The 18208-nt window shown below is 49.0% G+C and carries 12 protein-coding genes; 9 read left to right on the top strand and 3 right to left on the bottom strand.

The window, feature by feature from the left end; genetic code table 11:
* Positions 1–82: 82 nt before the first annotated feature.
* Positions 83–1498 (top strand): PDZ domain-containing protein, encoded by a 1416-nt coding sequence (locus tag QQK89_RS18280; protein ID WP_284240075.1) that lies wholly within the window; start codon positions 83–85, stop codon positions 1496–1498.
* A 64-nt stretch (positions 1499–1562) separates the two neighbouring features.
* Here QQK89_RS18280 and QQK89_RS18275 read toward each other — a convergent pair whose 3' ends face one another.
* Together QQK89_RS18275 and QQK89_RS18270 are read right to left on the bottom strand one after the other, a co-directional pair.
* The gene (locus QQK89_RS18275) at positions 1563–3632 is read right to left on the bottom strand and encodes an LTA synthase family protein (RefSeq protein ID WP_284240074.1); all 2070 of its coding nucleotides are present in this window, start codon (positions 3630–3632) and stop codon (positions 1563–1565) included.
* A gap of 21 nt (positions 3633–3653) precedes the next feature.
* Positions 3654–4790: a THUMP domain-containing class I SAM-dependent RNA methyltransferase gene (locus tag QQK89_RS18270; protein ID WP_284240073.1), complete on the bottom strand. Its 1137-nt coding sequence runs from the start codon at positions 4788–4790 to the stop codon at positions 3654–3656.
* Between the two features lie 125 nt (positions 4791–4915).
* On the opposite strand from QQK89_RS18270, the gene QQK89_RS18265 reads away from it, so the two are divergent.
* From QQK89_RS18265 to QQK89_RS18250, 4 genes are all read left to right on the top strand, one after another.
* Complete coding sequence (locus QQK89_RS18265; RefSeq protein WP_284240072.1) at positions 4916–5542, top strand: O-methyltransferase; 627 nt, start codon at positions 4916–4918, stop codon at positions 5540–5542.
* Between the two features lie 211 nt (positions 5543–5753).
* Positions 5754–6284, top strand: coding sequence for a type IV pilus modification PilV family protein (locus tag QQK89_RS18260; RefSeq protein WP_284240071.1), 531 nt, complete (start codon positions 5754–5756; stop codon positions 6282–6284).
* Positions 6268–6792 (top strand): PilW family protein, encoded by a 525-nt coding sequence (locus QQK89_RS18255; protein WP_284240070.1) that lies wholly within the window; start codon positions 6268–6270, stop codon positions 6790–6792. The genes QQK89_RS18260 and QQK89_RS18255 overlap by 17 nt, the downstream gene beginning before the upstream one ends.
* A 12-nt stretch (positions 6793–6804) precedes the next feature.
* Entirely contained in the window at positions 6805–8550 is a 1746-nt protein-coding gene (locus QQK89_RS18250) for a hypothetical protein (RefSeq protein WP_284240069.1), read from the top strand.
* Between the two features lie 111 nt (positions 8551–8661).
* Here the strand turns inward: QQK89_RS18250 and QQK89_RS18245 are convergent, their stop codons facing one another.
* A complete protein-coding gene (locus QQK89_RS18245; protein WP_284240068.1) occupies positions 8662–13404 on the bottom strand; it encodes a DUF5057 domain-containing protein in 4743 nt (1580 codons plus the stop codon).
* Between the two features lie 253 nt (positions 13405–13657).
* On the opposite strand from QQK89_RS18245, the gene QQK89_RS18240 reads away from it, so the two are divergent.
* From QQK89_RS18240 to QQK89_RS18225, 4 genes are all read left to right on the top strand, one after another.
* Positions 13658–15322: a GspE/PulE family protein gene (locus QQK89_RS18240; RefSeq protein ID WP_284240067.1), complete on the top strand. Its 1665-nt coding sequence runs from the start codon at positions 13658–13660 to the stop codon at positions 15320–15322.
* A 50-nt stretch (positions 15323–15372) separates the two neighbouring features.
* Positions 15373–16413, top strand: a complete 1041-nt coding sequence (locus tag QQK89_RS18235) for a type IV pilus twitching motility protein PilT (protein WP_284240066.1) — start codon at positions 15373–15375, stop codon at positions 16411–16413.
* Entirely contained in the window at positions 16413–17621 is a 1209-nt protein-coding gene (locus tag QQK89_RS18230; RefSeq protein ID WP_284240065.1) for a type II secretion system F family protein, read from the top strand. The genes QQK89_RS18235 and QQK89_RS18230 overlap by 1 nt, the downstream gene beginning before the upstream one ends.
* Positions 17622–17696: 75 nt before the next feature.
* Positions 17697–18158, top strand: coding sequence for a type II secretion system protein (locus tag QQK89_RS18225; protein ID WP_284240064.1), 462 nt, complete (start codon positions 17697–17699; stop codon positions 18156–18158).
* Positions 18159–18208: the final 50 nt, after the last annotated feature.

The following is an 18208-nucleotide window of genomic DNA, read 5'->3' as shown; positions in this document are numbered from 1 at the left end:
GAAGCGGGTATAGATAAGATTGGAATGGAAAAGACTCAACATCAGATGTTGGGTCTTTTTTTAAATGGGGAGGTATACGCGAATGATTCGCCATGCCCGTTATTATTTGGCCGGGATGATTGTGGTTCTGTTCTTTATCCTGGCTGCGGAGTTGATCTGGCTGCCCGCGCCGCTGCAGACTTCCTCCGGCATGCTCTGGATTGATATGATCGATGATTTGTTATATGGCTTAGCCTTGATTCCGTTGTTATGGGGGATTGGGGCAGCCGTTGGCATTAGGCGGCTGTGGATGGATGGGGGCCGAGGAACTCGCAGACGGATGCTGCTGTGCGTGCGCGTGCTGCTTCTTGCGGCAAGTATGGCAGGTTTCGTATTTCTGCTAGTTAAACCGGATGATCTGATCATCGGGCTTGCCGTGCTTGGAGCCGGGCTGCTCGTTTTGTTCGTGGATTTGATCTGGAGCGATACGGTGCAGCGCAGGCTGTCCGGTGTTGGCAAGTCGCTGAGGTGGCCTTGGCGAAGTTTAGCGTGCCTCTTGGCTTTAGTTGCGTTAATAGCCTGCTTTGCTTTTCCTACAAACTACAATGTCACCTATCCGGGTCTTACGATGGGGATGAACCGGTATGCGCATGTAGAAGGCGGTAAGCCCGAAGGCAGGATCAGCGGCGTATTAGTGTTCGAGCGGATTGCCGTGCCTGCGGATTGGCTGTATGCCAAGCTGCTGCCGATGTATAGCTTCGAGAAAAGAAGCAAGGACGAACCGCCGCTCACGGAGTCGTACACGGAAGTCGTCCAGATGAAGCAAGGCGCGGATGACGTGGCAGGTGCGATTGCAATGGAGAAGGCGGGCTTAGGCAAAGGGATTGAGTTTACCGGTGCCCGGGTTGTGGCCGTTGCCGATAACGCGCCTGCGAAGTCGCTGATTAAGGCCGGCGATGTCATCATTGCATTGAACGGACATCAGATTAGCAATATGGCAGAGCTAACGGATTATATGGTGAAACAGGTCGAGCCCGGTGAACAGGTGAAGGTAACGCTCAGGCGCGGCAAGGAAACGGTTGAAGTCAAAGCGCCAACCGGCGAAACGGAAGCGGCGGGTGACTTGCCAAGACGCGCTGTATTCGGCATCGCGGCGGATAATGATTGGCATGCGGATATTCCGCGCCAAGTCTCCTTCCGCCATTACATTGCTCATATCGGCGGTCCGTCGCATGGCGCTATGCTGACGCTCGCGCTGATCGATCAGCTAACGCCGGGCGGGGTGACGCATGGCGTCCGAGTAGCCGGCACCGGTACCATTGAACCGGACGGCTCCGTAGGCATGGTTGGCGGCATTCCGCAGAAGGCATATGCCGTCAGCCGTACGGACGCGGACGTGTTCTTTGTACCGGCGGCATCGCTTGAAGCAGCGAAGGCTGCTGCGCCTGGACTGAACATCGTGCCGGTGAAGACGATTGATGAAGTGCTGGATTGGCTGAAAGCACATGCGAAAGATTGAATAAAGGGCATCCCCCTCAAGGTCGATTGTGACCTGAGGGGGATGCCCTTTGTTAGGCGCGGCGCTACTTGCCCGCGCCGCTGGTACTCACGGCGGTTGCCTCGCCGCCGTCCGCGCTTGCCTCTACGGCGGCTGCGCGGAACGATGCGATCAAATCATGCTGCACGATTTGATCGGACATGGACAACTCGGCGCGCGCGTCGTCGACGCTGCCGAGGCAGCTTTGCACATCGGTAGGCGCATTCGCCGCGATGTTCCAGCACTTGCCGTTCTCGGCGACCGCATCGCCGGAAGGCATGTAATACACGGTGCCGTCGGTGAAGGCACCGTTCCTTTGCACGACCAGCTTGCTCTGCGGCTGGCTCGTAATAAGCGGCTGACCGAGCAGCGTCTTGTCAGCCGTCGAAATGCCAAGCAGGTGCAGCAGCGTTGGCGTAACATCCAGCTGGCCGCCTACGTTTGTATGCGTGCCGGCATATTTGCCGTCCGGCAGATGCACGATAAACGGCACCTGCTTCAGGATCATTTCGCGCTGCAGGTCATTCAGCGGTTGTCCGAGGAATTTCTCGAACAAGCTCCAATCCCGGATGGAATTGTCATGATCGCCGTAGAATGCAACAATCGTGTTATTCCAGAGACCTTTGGCTTTCAAATCGTCGATGAAGCTGCCGATGGAAGCATCGACGTAATGGATGGACTGCAAATAATCGCCCATCAGCGTGCCGTCCAGCTCGCCGACATCCAGCGTCTGGTCCGCTTCCGGCATCGTAAACGGATAGTGGCTGGAGAGCGTAATCAGGAACGAATAGAAAGGTTCTTGTTGCTTCGCAATTATATCGGCGGATTGCCGGAAGAACGACGTATCGCCAAGCGACCAGCCTACCGGTTCGTCGATCGTGTAATTCTTTTTGCTATAGAACGTATCGTAACCCATATTGGCGTACATCGTATTCCGGTTCCAGAACCCGCCTTCATAGGCGTGGAACGCGGCCGTCGTGTAGCCGTTCTCCTTAAGCGTGCCCGTCATGCAATTATATTGATGATTGGGATATTGGATAAAGACCGAACCGCTCATAAGCGGCTGCAGCGAACAGTTGCTCAGGAAATCGGCATCCGATGTCCGGCCTTGTGCCGTCTGATGATAGAATTGGCTGAAATACGCGCTTTCCTTCACCAGCTTGTTCAGATTTGGCGTAATCTCCTGACCGCCGATCGATTTGCCGATCATAAAGTTCTGGAAAGCTTCCATCTGTACGAGAATAACGTTGCTGCCTTTATATTCGCCAAATGTCGGATCCGACTCGAGCGCCTGGCGGTTATCGCCGCGTGTTTCGGTAAAGGCTAAAGCCTCCGCCGTTTCCTCGGCCGATGCTTGCTCGGAGTCCACCCAATGCAGCTTTGCGTAACGGTATATATCATAGCCGTGAAAACCAACGATACCGGTTACGTTGTAGAGCGAGACATTCCACCAGTTGCCGTCGAAAAGGCCAAGCGCCCACGTTTTTTTCGCTTCGTTGACGTTGCCGATCGACATGGTCATTCCGATTGCGAAGATTGCGGCGCTTACGGCAACACGGATCGTTATTTTACGCCATACGGAGGACTTCCGCGGAGACGACGAATAGCCGTAGCCATAAGAATCCCGGCGCAGATCGGACCGGCCCTTCCAAATCACGTATACCGCGAATGGAATAACGAGCAACCAGTCAATCGCCAGCAGAAAATCTTTGGCATGCATCAGCGTCCCTATACTTTCGCCAAGCGAATCTACTTGGTTAGCCTGCAAAAGCACGGGTACGGAGATGAAGTCTTGGAAATAACGGTAATAGATAAGATCGGCATACATGATGAAAGATAACAAGATGTCGAGCACGATTAACGCAATAATCCGGCCGCGGGTAGGCAGCCAGAACGTCCAAAATGTAACGAGAGCAAGCGTGCCGATGGCGACAACCGTATCGTAACCGTTCATATCCATATTCGGGACATGAATGAGACGGTTGAACCACAGCTGTTTTAACAACATCACGACAAAAAAGAAGAAAACGTCGACGCCCTTCAAGCGGTTCAGCCAGTCTAGGGTGAACCGCATCATACGGCGAGCGGCGTTTGGTTGATTGGTATAGCTAAGCATAATTGTAAAAATTCCTTTCTGTTATTTCCGGGGAGGCAATGGACCAAAGAATTGATAATAGGTACATTCGATACGTCCGTTGAACAGCTTACGTTTCTTATCTGCCACCTTGCCGAAATAGTGCTCCATCGTCTTCGAAGGAGTGATCGAGAAGAAGGACCATGTTGGAAGATACAGAGCCGAACGGCCGAATTGCATAAGCGCCATCTCCGCTTCCTTGTCATCGCCGAGACGCTCGCCGTAAGGCGGGTTCGTAATAATGACGCCATAATCGCCTTCCGGCTTGATTTTCGAAACGGGCATGACCTTTAACTTGATTTCTTTGCCAAATCCAGCCTTTTTAACGGCAGCTTCCGCAATTTCAATCGCATAAGGATCAATATCGGAACCGGCGATTTGGAGCGGGATATCATCCTTCACCGCGTCAAAAGCTTCCTCGCGCGCTTCGTCCCACAGTTCATTCGGGACAAGCGGCCAGCCTTCTGCGTTAAACGAACGGCGCAGGCCGGGAGCAATGTTCCATGCCATCATGGCTGCTTCAACAAGAATAGTGCCGGATCCGCAGAATGGATCGTAAAGCGGACGTTCCGGATTCCAGCGGCTGAGGTCTACGAGGGCAGCAGCCATCGTCTCGCGGATTGGAGCTTCGGTAGAAAATTTCCGGTAACCGCGTTGATGGAGGCCTGGGCCGGTTGTGTCGAGCGTCAGCATCGCCGTATCGTTCATCAAAGTGACTTCGATGACATATTGGCCGCCGTCTTCATGGAACCATTCCGTGCCGTAGCGGTCCTTCATTTTCTCTACAACCGCTTTTTTTACGATACTTTGGCAGGCTGGAACACTGGTGAGCTGCGACTTCTGCGAGCGGCCGTTCACCGGGAATTCACCGTCTTCCGGAATCCATTCCGGCCAGTCGAGCGCTTTTGTTCCTTCGAACAAATCTTCGAACGTTGTTGCCTTGAATTCGCCCATATTAACGAGAATGCGTCCGGCGGAGCGAAGCCACAGGTTGGTGCGGCAAATATCAATCGGCTGCCCGGTGAAACGGACGCGGCCGTTCTCCACCTGAAGGTCCGTATAGCCGAGAGCTTTCAGCTCGCGCGCAACGATCGCTTCCAGTCCCATCGGCGCGGTAGCGATCAGGTTAATCGTTGTCATTATTTCCATTCTCCCCTTACCTGTGAAAACATGAGTTGTATCCACACGGTCAAAATCATACAATCAAGTATAGGACAAACAGGGTAGCTTTTACAAATTGTAAAAATAGAGAGGTTGAGAGTAATTTGACAGACGAGCAATATGTAGACGGTTTATATAGCGAGGATCAGGACCTTATTCGCACGAAACAAGGGATCGCGGAACGCGGCATGCCCGATATTTCGATTGCTGACGGATACGGCCGGTTATTGACGATGCTTGCCAAGATGAACGGAGCCAAGACGGCTTTGGAGATTGGCGCGCTTGGCGGCTATAGCGGCATATGCATCGCGCGGGGGCTGGCGGAAGGCGGGCTTCTTACTTCATTAGAATTGAAAGCAGAATACGCGGAAGTCGCGAAGGTACATATGACGGAAGCGGGATTAGGCGATGTTGTAGAATATAGGATCGGCGATGCCCGCGAAAGCTTGGTTAAGCTGCAGGAAGAAGGAAGAAAGTTTGATTTCTTCTTCATCGATGCGGATAAAGAAGGGTACCCGCTATACCTGGAGCATGCGATTGCCCTCTCGAATCCGGGAGCCGTCATTATCGGCGACAACATCCTGCTGCGCGGCCGCACGACGGACCCGGCCAAAGAAGGCCCGTCGGTCAAGGCCGTCCGCAGCTTCAATCAGCAAATCGCAAGCGACGAACGCCTGATGAGTACGGTGCTCCCGGGATATGACGGTCTGGCGATTGCGATCGTGAAGTAAAGAAATTAACCAAAGGCTGTTCCGAGGTCATCTATAATGACCATTGGGGCGGCTTTTTTTGTTGGCATGGAGATAGTTCTATAGACTTATTATTCTCACTCAAAATCTATGAAATTAGAATTAGGTTTCATGGTAAAATTAGCTAGTTTATAGTAAAATAGAAGTAGTTTTAGCGATAATAAAATGCTGGTAGATGGTAGGTGCTATTCCGATGAAATGGATTCGGCGCGGAACGGATGAATCCGGATTAACTTTGGTGGAAGTATTGGCTGCTCTCGTTATTTTGTCGGTGGTCAGTCTGGTGCTCACCTCCTTCTTCACGAACGCACTTACTTATGCGAAAGGCAATCAGAGCAAGACGGTTATGGTCAACTTGGCGCGCAACGCGCTCTTCTACATGGAGAAGCAGTCTTATGAACCGATACATACTTATTTCGCGAACACCACCAACACGGCAATTACTTGCCCGGTATCTGGCTGTGACGCCAACGTCAGTCAACTGGCGGAAGACTCCTCGATCTTGCAGCAGATTCTAAACCCCAACATCAACAATGTTCAGTACACGATTTCCGTCATTTATCAGAGGGATATGCATAACGATATGCTCAACAATTCGGATACGAAAAATATGGCGGAAGAACTGCTGCCTGTTCTGGTAAGGGTTGAGAAAGTGAACGGAACAGCGAGCGCGCGTAACGCGGCGGAAGTGGAGGGGTATATCGCCAGTGAGAGAGTTCGTTAAGAAATGGCGGAGCGAAGAGCAGGGACTCACGCTCGTTGAGCTGATTGCGTCGATGACCTTGCTTTCAATCGCGGCAGGAATTATTTTCTCGGTTATTACCTTTGGCATGAATACATACAACCGAATCGAAACGGAAAATGCCCTGCGGGACGATGGGGATTTGCTTATGTCCTCGATCATAACGGAATTGTATTCGTATGGACCGGACTTAATAGCGGCCGATCCGGATGGTGTTAAGCTCATACGGGATGTGGGGACGCCGGAAGATAGGAAGATCTTTTTCCAGAACAAGCAACTTCACATCGGCGACCGGATTATTGATACAAGATCGGAAGTCGAATTGCCGGATCAGACGAATGCTTCATCAGAAACTTCGGCCATAGAGCTCAAATGCAGCACGAATGTAACGGAATGCAGCAGCGGTCTTATTACGATCAAGCTTGTGCTTGAGCAGAAGCATAACGGCCGCAATCAGCAGCTGACTCTGGAAAGTAAATTCGGGTTTTAGGAGGAAGGCTGCATGCCACTGGGGAATGATCGAGAGCGAGGATATGCGCTAGTTATGGTTTTGTTTATGATCTTGCTTCTGACGATATTGGGCACGGCGGTGGTCAGCTCCACGCTTGGCGGGGCAACGCGGGCGGAAACGCGGGAAAGCGATGTGCAGAGCCTGCATCTTGCGGAAAAAACGTTAAGCGAAGCAGCTTCCTATCTCGTCACCAAATACGACGGCAGGGAAGATATTGCTCCCGAGGAACTTTCAGTCTTGATGAATAATGCCGTGATTGAGTTGAAGAAAAGAGACACCAAATCCAGCTTCCAGGGAGCTAGCGGGAAAATTACGGACATCACCATGGAGCAGGTGAACATCGGCGATCAGACCAGCTATAAGCTGAACCTGACCGCAGAAGCAGAAGTGAACAAGGTGAAGAGGAAGTTAACCCAGCTGATTACAATAGGGGCTTATCCGGATTTCCTCAACTATGCTTTTGGTTCTGAGAATGATGTTATTATTAACGGTGCTGCTTATGGACTTGGCAATATCTATGCCGGACATGAATTTCTGATTAGCAATACAGCCAAATATGTCTACAATAATGATCCGGATAAAAAGAAAGAGACAAAATATCCGTATTTTGAAGGCGATATTTTTATTCAGAATATGGATTCCATTAAAGTATTGGACATTAGCGGCAAGTATCAGCCGTATTCGCGAACTAACCTGACGTTGCAGCAATTGCTTGGCGTGGAGAACAAAAACATTCAGCTTCGCGATCAGCAGAAGTTTATCTCCATTAACGTTGCCGAATCCTTCATCGACAAGGCGGAAGAGGCTACGAAGGTAAATCGCAGCGATATTAAATCTGCCGTGGATTCCGGAATCGCGAATAGCGGAACAACCGGAAGTTTCAACAGTCTTGTGTCCCTGCTGAAAGCCGGCAGCGGCGTGCAGTACACCGAAGGGCCTCCTCCAAAGCCAACTTTGCCTACGGATCTGGATGACGAGGCCTTGATGGCTGATTATGATAAGAAATTAGCAGATTACGAGGCTTATTTTGTACACTTCAACTCTTTATCCAGTACGGTTATGTTTAACGGTAACCTGGCACTTGACGGCATTGATTATAAAAACATGATTTATACCGATGATGCCAAAAAGAACCAACATAAATGGCTGATTGTAAACGGTGATTTGACGATCTCCAACTATTCCAGCGATCCGCTTGTCGTTAAAGCAAACATTCTTGTAACAGGCAATGTCTTTATAAGCGATTCAGTGAAAGTCGATTCCACGATCTTTACACTGGGAAGTACAACCATAGAAGACGCGCAAATTCAAGGGATTCAGAACAATGGGGATCGCCAGCAGCTGATTATGATCTCGAAAGGGCCCGTACTGGTTAACAAGGTCGACTCCTTTAATGACTTTGGCACTTATAGTCCGAACAAACCAAATATCCTTGATGCTTTCTTTTATACCGATCAAGATGCGGAGCTCTATGGCGTAGGCTCGATCTTCTGGTTAAGGGGAGGATTCTTCTCAAAAGGTGATTTAACGATTAATGCCGTGCTGGGGAAAGCCTCGGAGGGAGATTCCGATATTATATTTGATCCGAGACCGCAAAACTCACTCACCAAAGAAGACTCACGGTTTATAATCAACTACGATTATGACTTGTTCGAGAATCAATACGAAGGCTTGCCCCGCGTAAAGAAGTTAAGCGTTATTGTAGGGAAAAAGCAGTTAGTGGCATCAAATTCATAATCACAAAATAGTAGCCCTTAAGTCATTACCGTGACTTAGGGGCTGCTTTTGTTTTGGCGTCGAATAAAAAGGAATGACCCTATAACAACCGGGTCATTCCTTTTGTGAATATTAGTATTTCTCGCCGTTTGAATTTCTTTCCACGATGATAGTCGTCTTGGCGGTGATGGATGGATCATTTCTGTAGGTGACCGTGATGGTTACCGTCCCAGTCTTTACTCCGGTAACGCGACCTGTGTTCGCGTCAACTTTGGCAATCGCCGGATTACTCGAAGTCCACGCCAGATCGCCTTTAATATTGTTTTTGCCTGCTGCTGGACTGGAAGCAAGGGCATCAAACAGTTCTTTGCTTGTTCCGACTTTGATGCGGTACGTCTTTTCTAGCTGCAATCTAACGGACTTAATGGTTATTTCTTGTTCTGCCGTAAAGATTTTGCCGCTATTTGTCCGGATGGTTGCTTTAATCTTTATTTTACCTGCTTTTTTGCCGGTAAATGTAAGAGAAGTGCCTGTTGTTGATCCCTTAACAGTGACCTGATCAACACCTTCGGTAAACGACCATGTAATAACGTTTATTGCATCGCCTGGGATTTGCGGCTGAAGGCTGGCGTTCATTGTTCCATCGGTTCCAAGCTCTAAGCTGGTTGGTCCCGTGATTACGGCCGCCGGATTTATAACCGTAATTGTCGCTGTCCCTTTTACATTGCTGCCGTCTTGAGCTTGAACCGTTATTACAGCTACTCCAGCGCTTACGGCTGTGACAATTCCGGAACTGTTTACGTTTGCGATGTTTGGATTACTGCTTGATAGCGTAGTTGTTTTATTGGTTGCATCCGATGGGCTTATAACCGGATTAAGGTCATAGGTTGAGCCAACTACCAATGTTGTATCCGTTATCGCAATGGAAGCGACCGGAATCGTTCTAATAACGGTAATAACCGCTGTACCCTGTACTCCGCTGCCGTCTTGGGCTTGTGCGGTAATCGTGGTTTCACCAACACTAACAGCAGTAACAAGTCCTGTGCTATTTACGGTTGCGATGTTCGGTTTACTGCTCGTCCAAGTGACCGATTTGTTAGTTGCGTCTGCAGGACTTACGACAGGATTAAGCTGATACGTCGATCCAACCTGCATGGTTGTACCCGTCAAATCAATGGAAGTGACCAGAGTGCGTTTAACTACGGTAATAACCGCAGTACCCGTAACTCCGCTGCCGTCTTGGGCTTGCACGGTAATTCTTGCTTCTCCGGCACCAACCGCCGTAACAAGTCCGGAGCTGTTAACGGTAGCTACGCTAGAGTCGCTGCTTGGCAAATATACAATAGATTTATCCGTTGCGTCTGATGGGCCTACAACAGGGTTAAGTTGATAGGTATCTCCAACAAACATTTTGGTTCCGGTGACTGTAATGGAGGTTACCTTTTTATACACGGTTATAGTTATATCACTTTCGTATTTGTTGCTCTGGTCCGTTCCAACCGTTAGATGTACAGTAGCTGTTCCGATACTATTTCCAGTCACGGAGACTGTGCTATTGGTTGATCCGGTTAAGCTGATCTTGCTTGAGCCCGTTGTGATACTCCATTGATAGCTTGTAATTTTCTCGTAATCGGCTGTATACAGATTTGCAGCTAAATTAATGGAATCTCCTGTTGCGACACGGTTCTGACCGACAATATTAAGTCCTGGCTTAATAGCCGTTACGGCTGCTGTAGCGATCAATCCGCTGCCATCCGTTGCTCTTGCCGTAATGCGGGCTGTTCCGGCTGCAATGCCTTTCAAGATGCCGGAGTTGTCGACTGTGACAAGATCTGGCCGGTCAGTCTCCCAAGTGAACGCCGAACCGTAAGTTGCGTTAAGCGGTGCAATAGTTGGGATCATTTTCCTGCTGTCTCCTACAAGCAGAGTTGAATCCGTTAAGCTGAGCGAAGTCAGTTTTGTTACTGCTTCAAGCACGTAGCTTGGGAACATTAACGTTCTTGCGGTTTGCTGGCCAATATCGTTAAACGTGAGTACAGCGTTCTGAAGCGGGTACAACCCGTCTTTCGTTGGTTTTACGCCAATCTCGAATGACATAGGTACAGCCGTATAATTGTTTCCGTTTAAGCTGTAAGTGATTTGATTAAGTGTTCCGGATACCGTATAGCCGGTTGTTGCCGAACCGGTTTTCGTGAATCCGCTAGGAAGAGTGGTCACTTCCAAGTTCGCGGGCAACGTTTCGTTGAATTTAATATTCGTTATTTTCATTTGATCAGCAGTCAAAGAGCCGCTCGCTGCAATAGGTTTTGGAGTAATCGTATAAGTGAACGTAGCTGCTGTATTGGTTTGAACCCGGTTATCCTTGACGTTGCTGGACACCGTCCGGCTCAAATCAATATTGGATTCGACTTTGACGATTTTTACGTTAATCGTTTTGCTGACGACAGCGCCGGACTTGTCCGTAGCAGTAATATCAATCTTCAGATCTCCGCCATTCGGAAGCGGATTGGCAATCTGCTTGTTGATGGTGCCGCCTGCAAGCACAGATTCATTCGTCAATATATGTTCCGTTTTGCCACTGTAGGTGAAGTCAACGGAAGTCTTCAGTTCACGATCCCCAAGGTCGAAATCATCGACTTGATAATTGAGCAAAATGTTCTGATACGACGGAATGAAGTTGTTGGTTGTTGAGTTGTACTCTACCGGCGAGTTGACGGTCAACTGAGGCGCATGGTTGGAACCGAGATAAGCCCGGTACATCGTATTGACGAATAATTGCTGCTCCCAGTCGGGGAACTTGGAATTCGTATGACCCGAACCTGAGTAAGTTACATTCTCTTTGGAGTAAGTATAGAACGAGTTCCAGCTGTCGCCGGAAGTCCGTTTGCCACCGCTCATGTTATACCATGGGATGACCGTCGGATCTTCCAATTTAAGTGTGTAGTATTGGTTATGCGTTGTTGCGACATTGGTTGTATCGCTGAGCAGGAACGGGAACTGCGTTAACAAGCCGTCGTTTACTTTTTCCGTCGTTGTTGAAGACTCTGGTGCTCCGAGACCGAGATCCGTGCGCGGAGCGATTTGACCGGTTATATCTTGGAATTTGTCGAGCCAGTTACGGCTGTTCGAGTTGCTGCTGTTATAAATCGTATCATGGGTAAACATGACGCTTTGTTTGGTGTTAATAAAGGTGATAACGGCAGCCGCGGCATTATCGCTAATCGGCGCGTTATTGTTGTAAATATCGCCGAAACCAAAAATCAGCATATCGTATTTGCCGTTTAAAGTCTTATAGCCATCACTGTTGAAAGTGTTCATGTTCATGGTGTCTATGCTGATGCTGTAGGCATCGCTTGTGTTGCCGGATGTTGGAGCGAGATAAGCCGATTTCATGTTGTTTGTATCCTTGAGCGAACTGGCGCTGCTGTCATTAGGCATAACTTGCAGGACCTTGATGTTAATCTTCTGATCCTGGAACCGGTAAACACCCGAAGTATAATCCTTCAGTTTGGTGTTGAAATCCACCGCTTCAAGCCGCCAATATTGAATGCCCGAATAACCTTTCGGCAGCGTGTAAGTGATCGTTCCGCTTGCGCTGTTCGCCTGCTTCGTAGCAACGACTTGTTCGGCGCCAAAAGGCAGGGCGCTGTCCGTACTGATGTACAGGTTGAGCTCGATATTTTTAGAGCTGATATCGCCGACATTATCAATCGTGTAACCAAAGCTGATGGTATCGCCAGCCTTATATTGATTAGCCTGGTTAGCCGTGTAGTCATTTGGTTTGCTAGTCACTGTTAATTGAGGCCGGACGTTTGCTTTCTCGAGCAAATTAGTTTTGCTCATGAAATTATCCGCGGTCGAGATATTGGTGGAATCAACGAAAATAACGCTCGTTGTGCTTTGCTGTGTTTTATAAGGAAGGAAGTTCTTCTTTAAAAGTGCTTTATTGGTTGAACTAAGATCGGCTTGATATTCAACGCCGTTAGAAGTGCCTGAATCATTGTAGAAGATAACCGGCAGTCCTTTGGTAATAAAATCATTGGTGATCTCATTAGCCTTAAGCTGCGTGATATCGTTCTGTATGCTGCTTGTATTGTGGTTGTTGCTCTGCGTGGTTCCTTGCGTTTGCGTGCCAAGAAGGGTCATGCTGTACGGAGTTTTTGCTTTGTTGTCTTTGTCGACTAGTGTACCTTTGCCAATGTATACGACATCGTATTTACCGTCCAGGTCATCCCTGGAAGCGACAAATTCCTTCATGCTGTATGTATCGATAGTAAAGGGGATTGGAGTATTAGTGCCTAGAATGGAATAGAGGTCAGAAGTCCCGGATTCCGTCACTTCGAGGATCCGAATCGCATTGCGGTAGGAGGTGAGTTTGAACTTTTGGGCTGCGCCTATTGTTGAACTGCCTGTATAGAGATAATTGTCACTGGCAGATCCCAAATAATATTTTGTACCTGAGATTTTTGAATAAGCGAGAAAGGATACGGTACCGTCCGTATTTTGCGCAATCGAAAATTTCTGCGAATTCGTGACGGAAGTAGCGTCCGCTTTTACCGAGGAGCTTGTACTGGTTGGTGCGGTAAGGTATTTCCCTGTATTGTTCGATTTAAGCGTGTAGTAGTTGCCGGATTTCTGGAGTACAAACAACTCTTCCTTCCATACATCATTGGAGTCAGCGGTTGGCGTAGTGCCGCTTGTTGTTACCCTCACGAACTTCCCTTTCCCAGACGATTTCAGCGCCACGAGTCCCAGGTCGAACGTATTCGCCGCTTCAGCATGTTTCACCGGGTAGCCCACAAATGCGAATACCGACGCAAGGAGAGTAATGACTAAGGTGATGGAAATTCTTTTCTGAAAATTTACTGATTTCATAGTCCTATCCTCCCAATTTTACATTCTGTTTACATAGTTCCATATACCTAAAAAACTTCTTGAAATCTAGTAATTATGCGCTATAATCAGTTTAAGTCAGAGGGTCGTTAGATGCAATAAGTAATATAATAAATATTGCCAAAAATGGTGCTGTGGTCTACAATTTTAGGTACATAGGACCCTACTTCGATACATTTTGTATATCGCGTTTATATCTATTAGTGAAGATATAAGAGAATGGGGCTGTTAAGAGATGGTGGCTATTAAGAAGAGACTAGGAGATTTGTTGGTCGAAAGCGCCATAATATCCGAAGAACAGCTGCAGAAGGCGCTGCAAGAGCAGGGCAAATCGAAGCAAAAGTTAGGCGACTTATTGATCGCACAAGGATACATAACCGAGCAGCAGCTCATTGAAGTGTTGGAATTCCAGCTTGGGATTCCTCACGTTAGTCTTTATAAATACCAGATTGATCCGGAAATCACCCAGATCATCCCCGAAAGCATGGCCAAGCGTTACCAGGCAATTCCGCTCCATAAGGACGGCGGCAAACTGATGGTGGCGATGGCAGACCCTCTAGACTACTTCGCGATCGAAGAGCTTCGCATGAGCACAGGCTTCCGAATCGAACCGGCTATCTCAAGCAAAGATGAACTTCAGCGGGCCATTGCAAGGCATTACGGCTTGCAGGACTCGATGAGCCAAATGATGATTGAGCTTCCTACGCAGGAAGAGATTCGCGAGACCGAAATTACAGATGAAGATTCACCCGTTGTGAGGCTTGTTAACCAGATGATTCAACAGGCCGTACAGCTTAGAGCTTCGGACATTCACGTGGATCCGGGCGAGACAAGCGTAACGATCCGATATCGGATTGATGGCGTACTCCGCACGGAACGGGCTATTCCGAAACAGATGCAAGGTTTTATTACGGCAAGGCTCAAGATTATGTCCAAGCTGAACATCGCCGAGCGGAGGCTGCCGCAGGACGGGCGGATGAAGATGCAGTTCGAATTCAAGACCGTGGATATCCGCGTATCTTCTTTGCCTACCATTCACGGCGAGAAAATCGTGCTCCGGCTTCTCGACCTTAGCACCGGCGTGAAGGCCATTGACCAGCTGGGCTTCAATAACCATAACGTCAGCGTCTTTAAAGAAATGATTGAGCGGCCTTACGGCATTCTTCTCATTACGGGGCCAACGGGCAGCGGTAAAACAACAACATTGTATTCGGCGCTTAGCCACCTGAATGAAGAAGACACCAATATCATTACCGTCGAGGATCCGGTCGAATACCAGCTTGACGGCATTAACCAGGTACAGGTTAACCCTACGATTGGCTTATCTTTTGCTACCGGATTGCGTTCCATCCTGCGTCAGGATCCGAACGTAGTCATGGTCGGCGAAATCCGGGATACGGAAACGGCGGAGATCGCCATACGCGCTTCCCTGACGGGCCACTTGGTGTTATCCACCTTGCATACGAACGATTCCGTTAGCTCCATTACTCGATTCCGGGATATGGGAGTTGAGCCGTATCTGATTGCTTCTTCCTTAATAGGCGTTGTTGCGCAGCGGCTCGTACGCCGGATTTGCAACGATTGCAAAGAAGCGCATGAACCTACCGATCAGGAAAGGTTGTTCCTCAGGAGCAGGGGGATTCAAGCGGAGAAGCTGTACCGCGGAAGAGGCTGCGGCAACTGCGGCAGCACGGGATATCGCGGCAGGGTAGCAATTCATGAAGTCTTGCATGTGAATAACGAGATCCGCGAGTTAATTACGCTATCCGGTTCCTTAAGCGAACTCCGGGAGGCAGCAGCCAAACAAGGGATGATTCAACTGATGGATGACGGAGTGGACAAAGTTACGCGCGGCATTACGACCTTGCAAGAAGTTCTCCGCGAAACCGTGGCCAACTAAGCCATGTTTTCAAGGTGGAATGTACTCCGTTAATGTCTAGGAGGACGGCTATGCCTAACGATCTTATATTTAATTGGCTGCAGGAGGCCTATGAACGCCGGGCTTCGGATCTTCATTTATCGGCCGGGAATCTACCGGCGTTACGGATTAATGGAGAGCTTTGCAAAGTTGGGGATGTACCTATTACAAAAGAATCCGCAGAAGCGATGGCGCTTCGACTGATGACAAGCGATCAGGCGGACAAGCTGCGGTCCGAAGGAGAAGTGGATTTCTCCCTTGCATTGCCAGGCTGTTGCCGCTTCCGGCTGAATGTCTACAAGCAAAGAGGTTTGATCAGCATTGCCGCTAGGATTATCCCATCGCAAATACCGACCTTCGAGCAGCTTCAATTGCCGGCTTCGCTAGCCCTGCTAGCAGAGAGGCATCAAGGGCTGATCTTGGTGACGGGGCCAACCGGAAGCGGGAAGTCGTCAACGCTAGCGGCACTTATTGATCATATTAACCGGAAGCAAGCCAGACATATTGTAACGCTTGAAGATCCTATCGAATTTCTACATACAAGCAAGAACTCCATTATTGATCAAAGAGAAGTAGGTCAGGATACGCGAAGTTTCTCGAATGGTCTTAGGGCAGCGCTCCGGCAGGATCCGGACGTGATATTGGTCGGAGAGATGCGCGACCTCGAGACGATAGCAGCGGCGATAACCGCAGCGGAGACGGGCCATCTTGTATTAGCGACTTTGCATACATCCGATGCTCCTCAAACGATTGATCGCGTTATCGACGCTTTTCCGGCTCATCAACAGGGTCAGATTCGTTCGCAACTTGCATCGATTCTTGTCACGATCGTGGCCCAACGGCTGCTTCCGAAGCGGGCAGACGGCCGGGCTTGCGCTACGGAAATATTGATGAACACGCCTGCGGTAGCGAATTTGATCCGGACCGATAAAGTGCATCAGATTCGCAGCGTCATGCAGACAAGCCGTACGCTTGGCATGCACACGATGGATATGTCGGTGAAGGACCTGCTGCTTGCAGGAACGATTCATCCCGATGCCGCTAAGCCGTATTTGGCGGAAGGAGGTTTGTAATGCCGCAATTTGCTTATCATGTCAAGACCAGCGGAGGCAAACAGCTGCAAGGCAAGCTGAACTCCATGGACAAGTCCTCGGCGGTGGAGGAGCTTCGCAAACGCGGATTAATCGTATTGTCCGTAGAGGAAATACGCAAAAGCATTCTATCCACCGAGATCTACATAGGCAATCCGGTCAAAAGCATTCATTTTATTATTTTCTGCCGGCAGTTCTCCACGCTCATCCGCGCCGGGGTAACGATCGTAGAAGCAACTAACATTCTGGCCGCGCAGACGGAAAGTAAACCGCTCAAAAAAGCATTAGTAGAGGTAAGCTCAGCCCTTCTTCGGGGGCTTCCGTTCTCCCAGGCCGTTCAGGAGCATAAGCGGATTTTTCCGCCGTTGTTCGTTAGCATGATCCGTGCCGGCGAGGAGACCGGCGACTTGGAAGGAACGCTGGACCGGTTGGCGTTGTTTTTCGAGAAAGCGCACACGACCAAAGAGAAGATTAAGTCAGCGATGACTTATCCGATGGTTGTGGGATTCATGTCGATCGCCGCGGTTATTTATCTGCTGCAAGGCGTAGTCCCGCAATTCGTGACGATGTTCGAGTCCTTTGATACGGAGCTTCCGGCGATTACGAAGATTGTACTCGCGTTAAGCAAAAGCATGTCCCACCAATGGTATTACTGGGTCATCGGCCTGGTCGTCCTTATACTCGGTTACCAGATTTATAAACGCACGGAGCGGGGGCAATACGTGCTTGATTATGCCAAGCTCAAGATGCCGATCTTCGGCAAGCTCGCGCAAAAAGGCGCCATAGCCCAAATGTCGCGCACCTTATCTTCTTTGTATGCCAGCTCCGTTCCCGTACTGCAATCCCTTACTATCGTGGAGGAGGTGGTAGGCAACAAAGTGATCGGCGGATACATACGCAAGTCGGGAGAATCGCTAAGGCAAGGCAATTCCTTATCCGAGCCGTTCAAGAAGGCCTGGGTATTCCCGCCGCTAGTGACGCAAATGATTGCGGTAGGCGAAGAGACGGGTTCACTCGATCAGATGCTAGCCAAAATCGCGGACTTTTACGAGATGGACGTCGACAACACCGTCGACCGTCTTAAGTCGCTCATCGAGCCGCTGCTGATCGTCTTTCTGGCCGGTGTCGTGGGATTAATCGTTATGGCGATTATATTGCCGATGTTCACTTTGTACTCCAACGTTCAATAACTAGATTCCAAGGGGTTTACAGCAAGACAACATAGAAGAGACAAAAGAAATAATCCATTATTGGGAGGAAATCACATGTTGAAAAGAATGATGAAACGTCTGAAGAAAGAAGAAAAAGGCTTTACTCTGATTGAGCTTTTGGCGGTAATTGTAATCCTGGCGGTTATCGCGGTAATTGCGATTCCGTTGATTGGTAGAATTATTGATAATACTAGAGAAGATTCTAATGTTGCAACTGCACGCCAAATTTATGATGCAGCTAAATTATATGTAACTGGCGAAGAGAATGGCAATTTTGAAGGTGCGGAAGATGCTGAAACTGTTAACGGTGTAATAGTAACATTAGATGATTTGGTCGATAACGGATATCTGGCGGGAACAACAGTTTTGCCGAGTACAAAAGAGCCTTTAATTGATGGTACACAAGTAGCTTTTAATGAGGATGGATCGCTCCAATCAGTAACACTCAAAACGGCTACTATTGCAAATGCAGGAGTTTCAAAAGATGAAGTATTAAAAGGTAAAAAAGATAGATAACAATGTTTCCGGAATCGGATTAATACCGATTCCGGAAATCTTCTAAATAC

Origin of the sequence: Paenibacillus glycanilyticus, assembly GCF_030161375.1 — a bacterium.
GTDB lineage: Bacteria > Bacillota > Bacilli > Paenibacillales > Paenibacillaceae > Pristimantibacillus > Pristimantibacillus glycanilyticus_B.
Note: the sequence above shows the minus strand (reverse complement) of the source record. Positions and strands in the feature narration are given on the sequence as shown.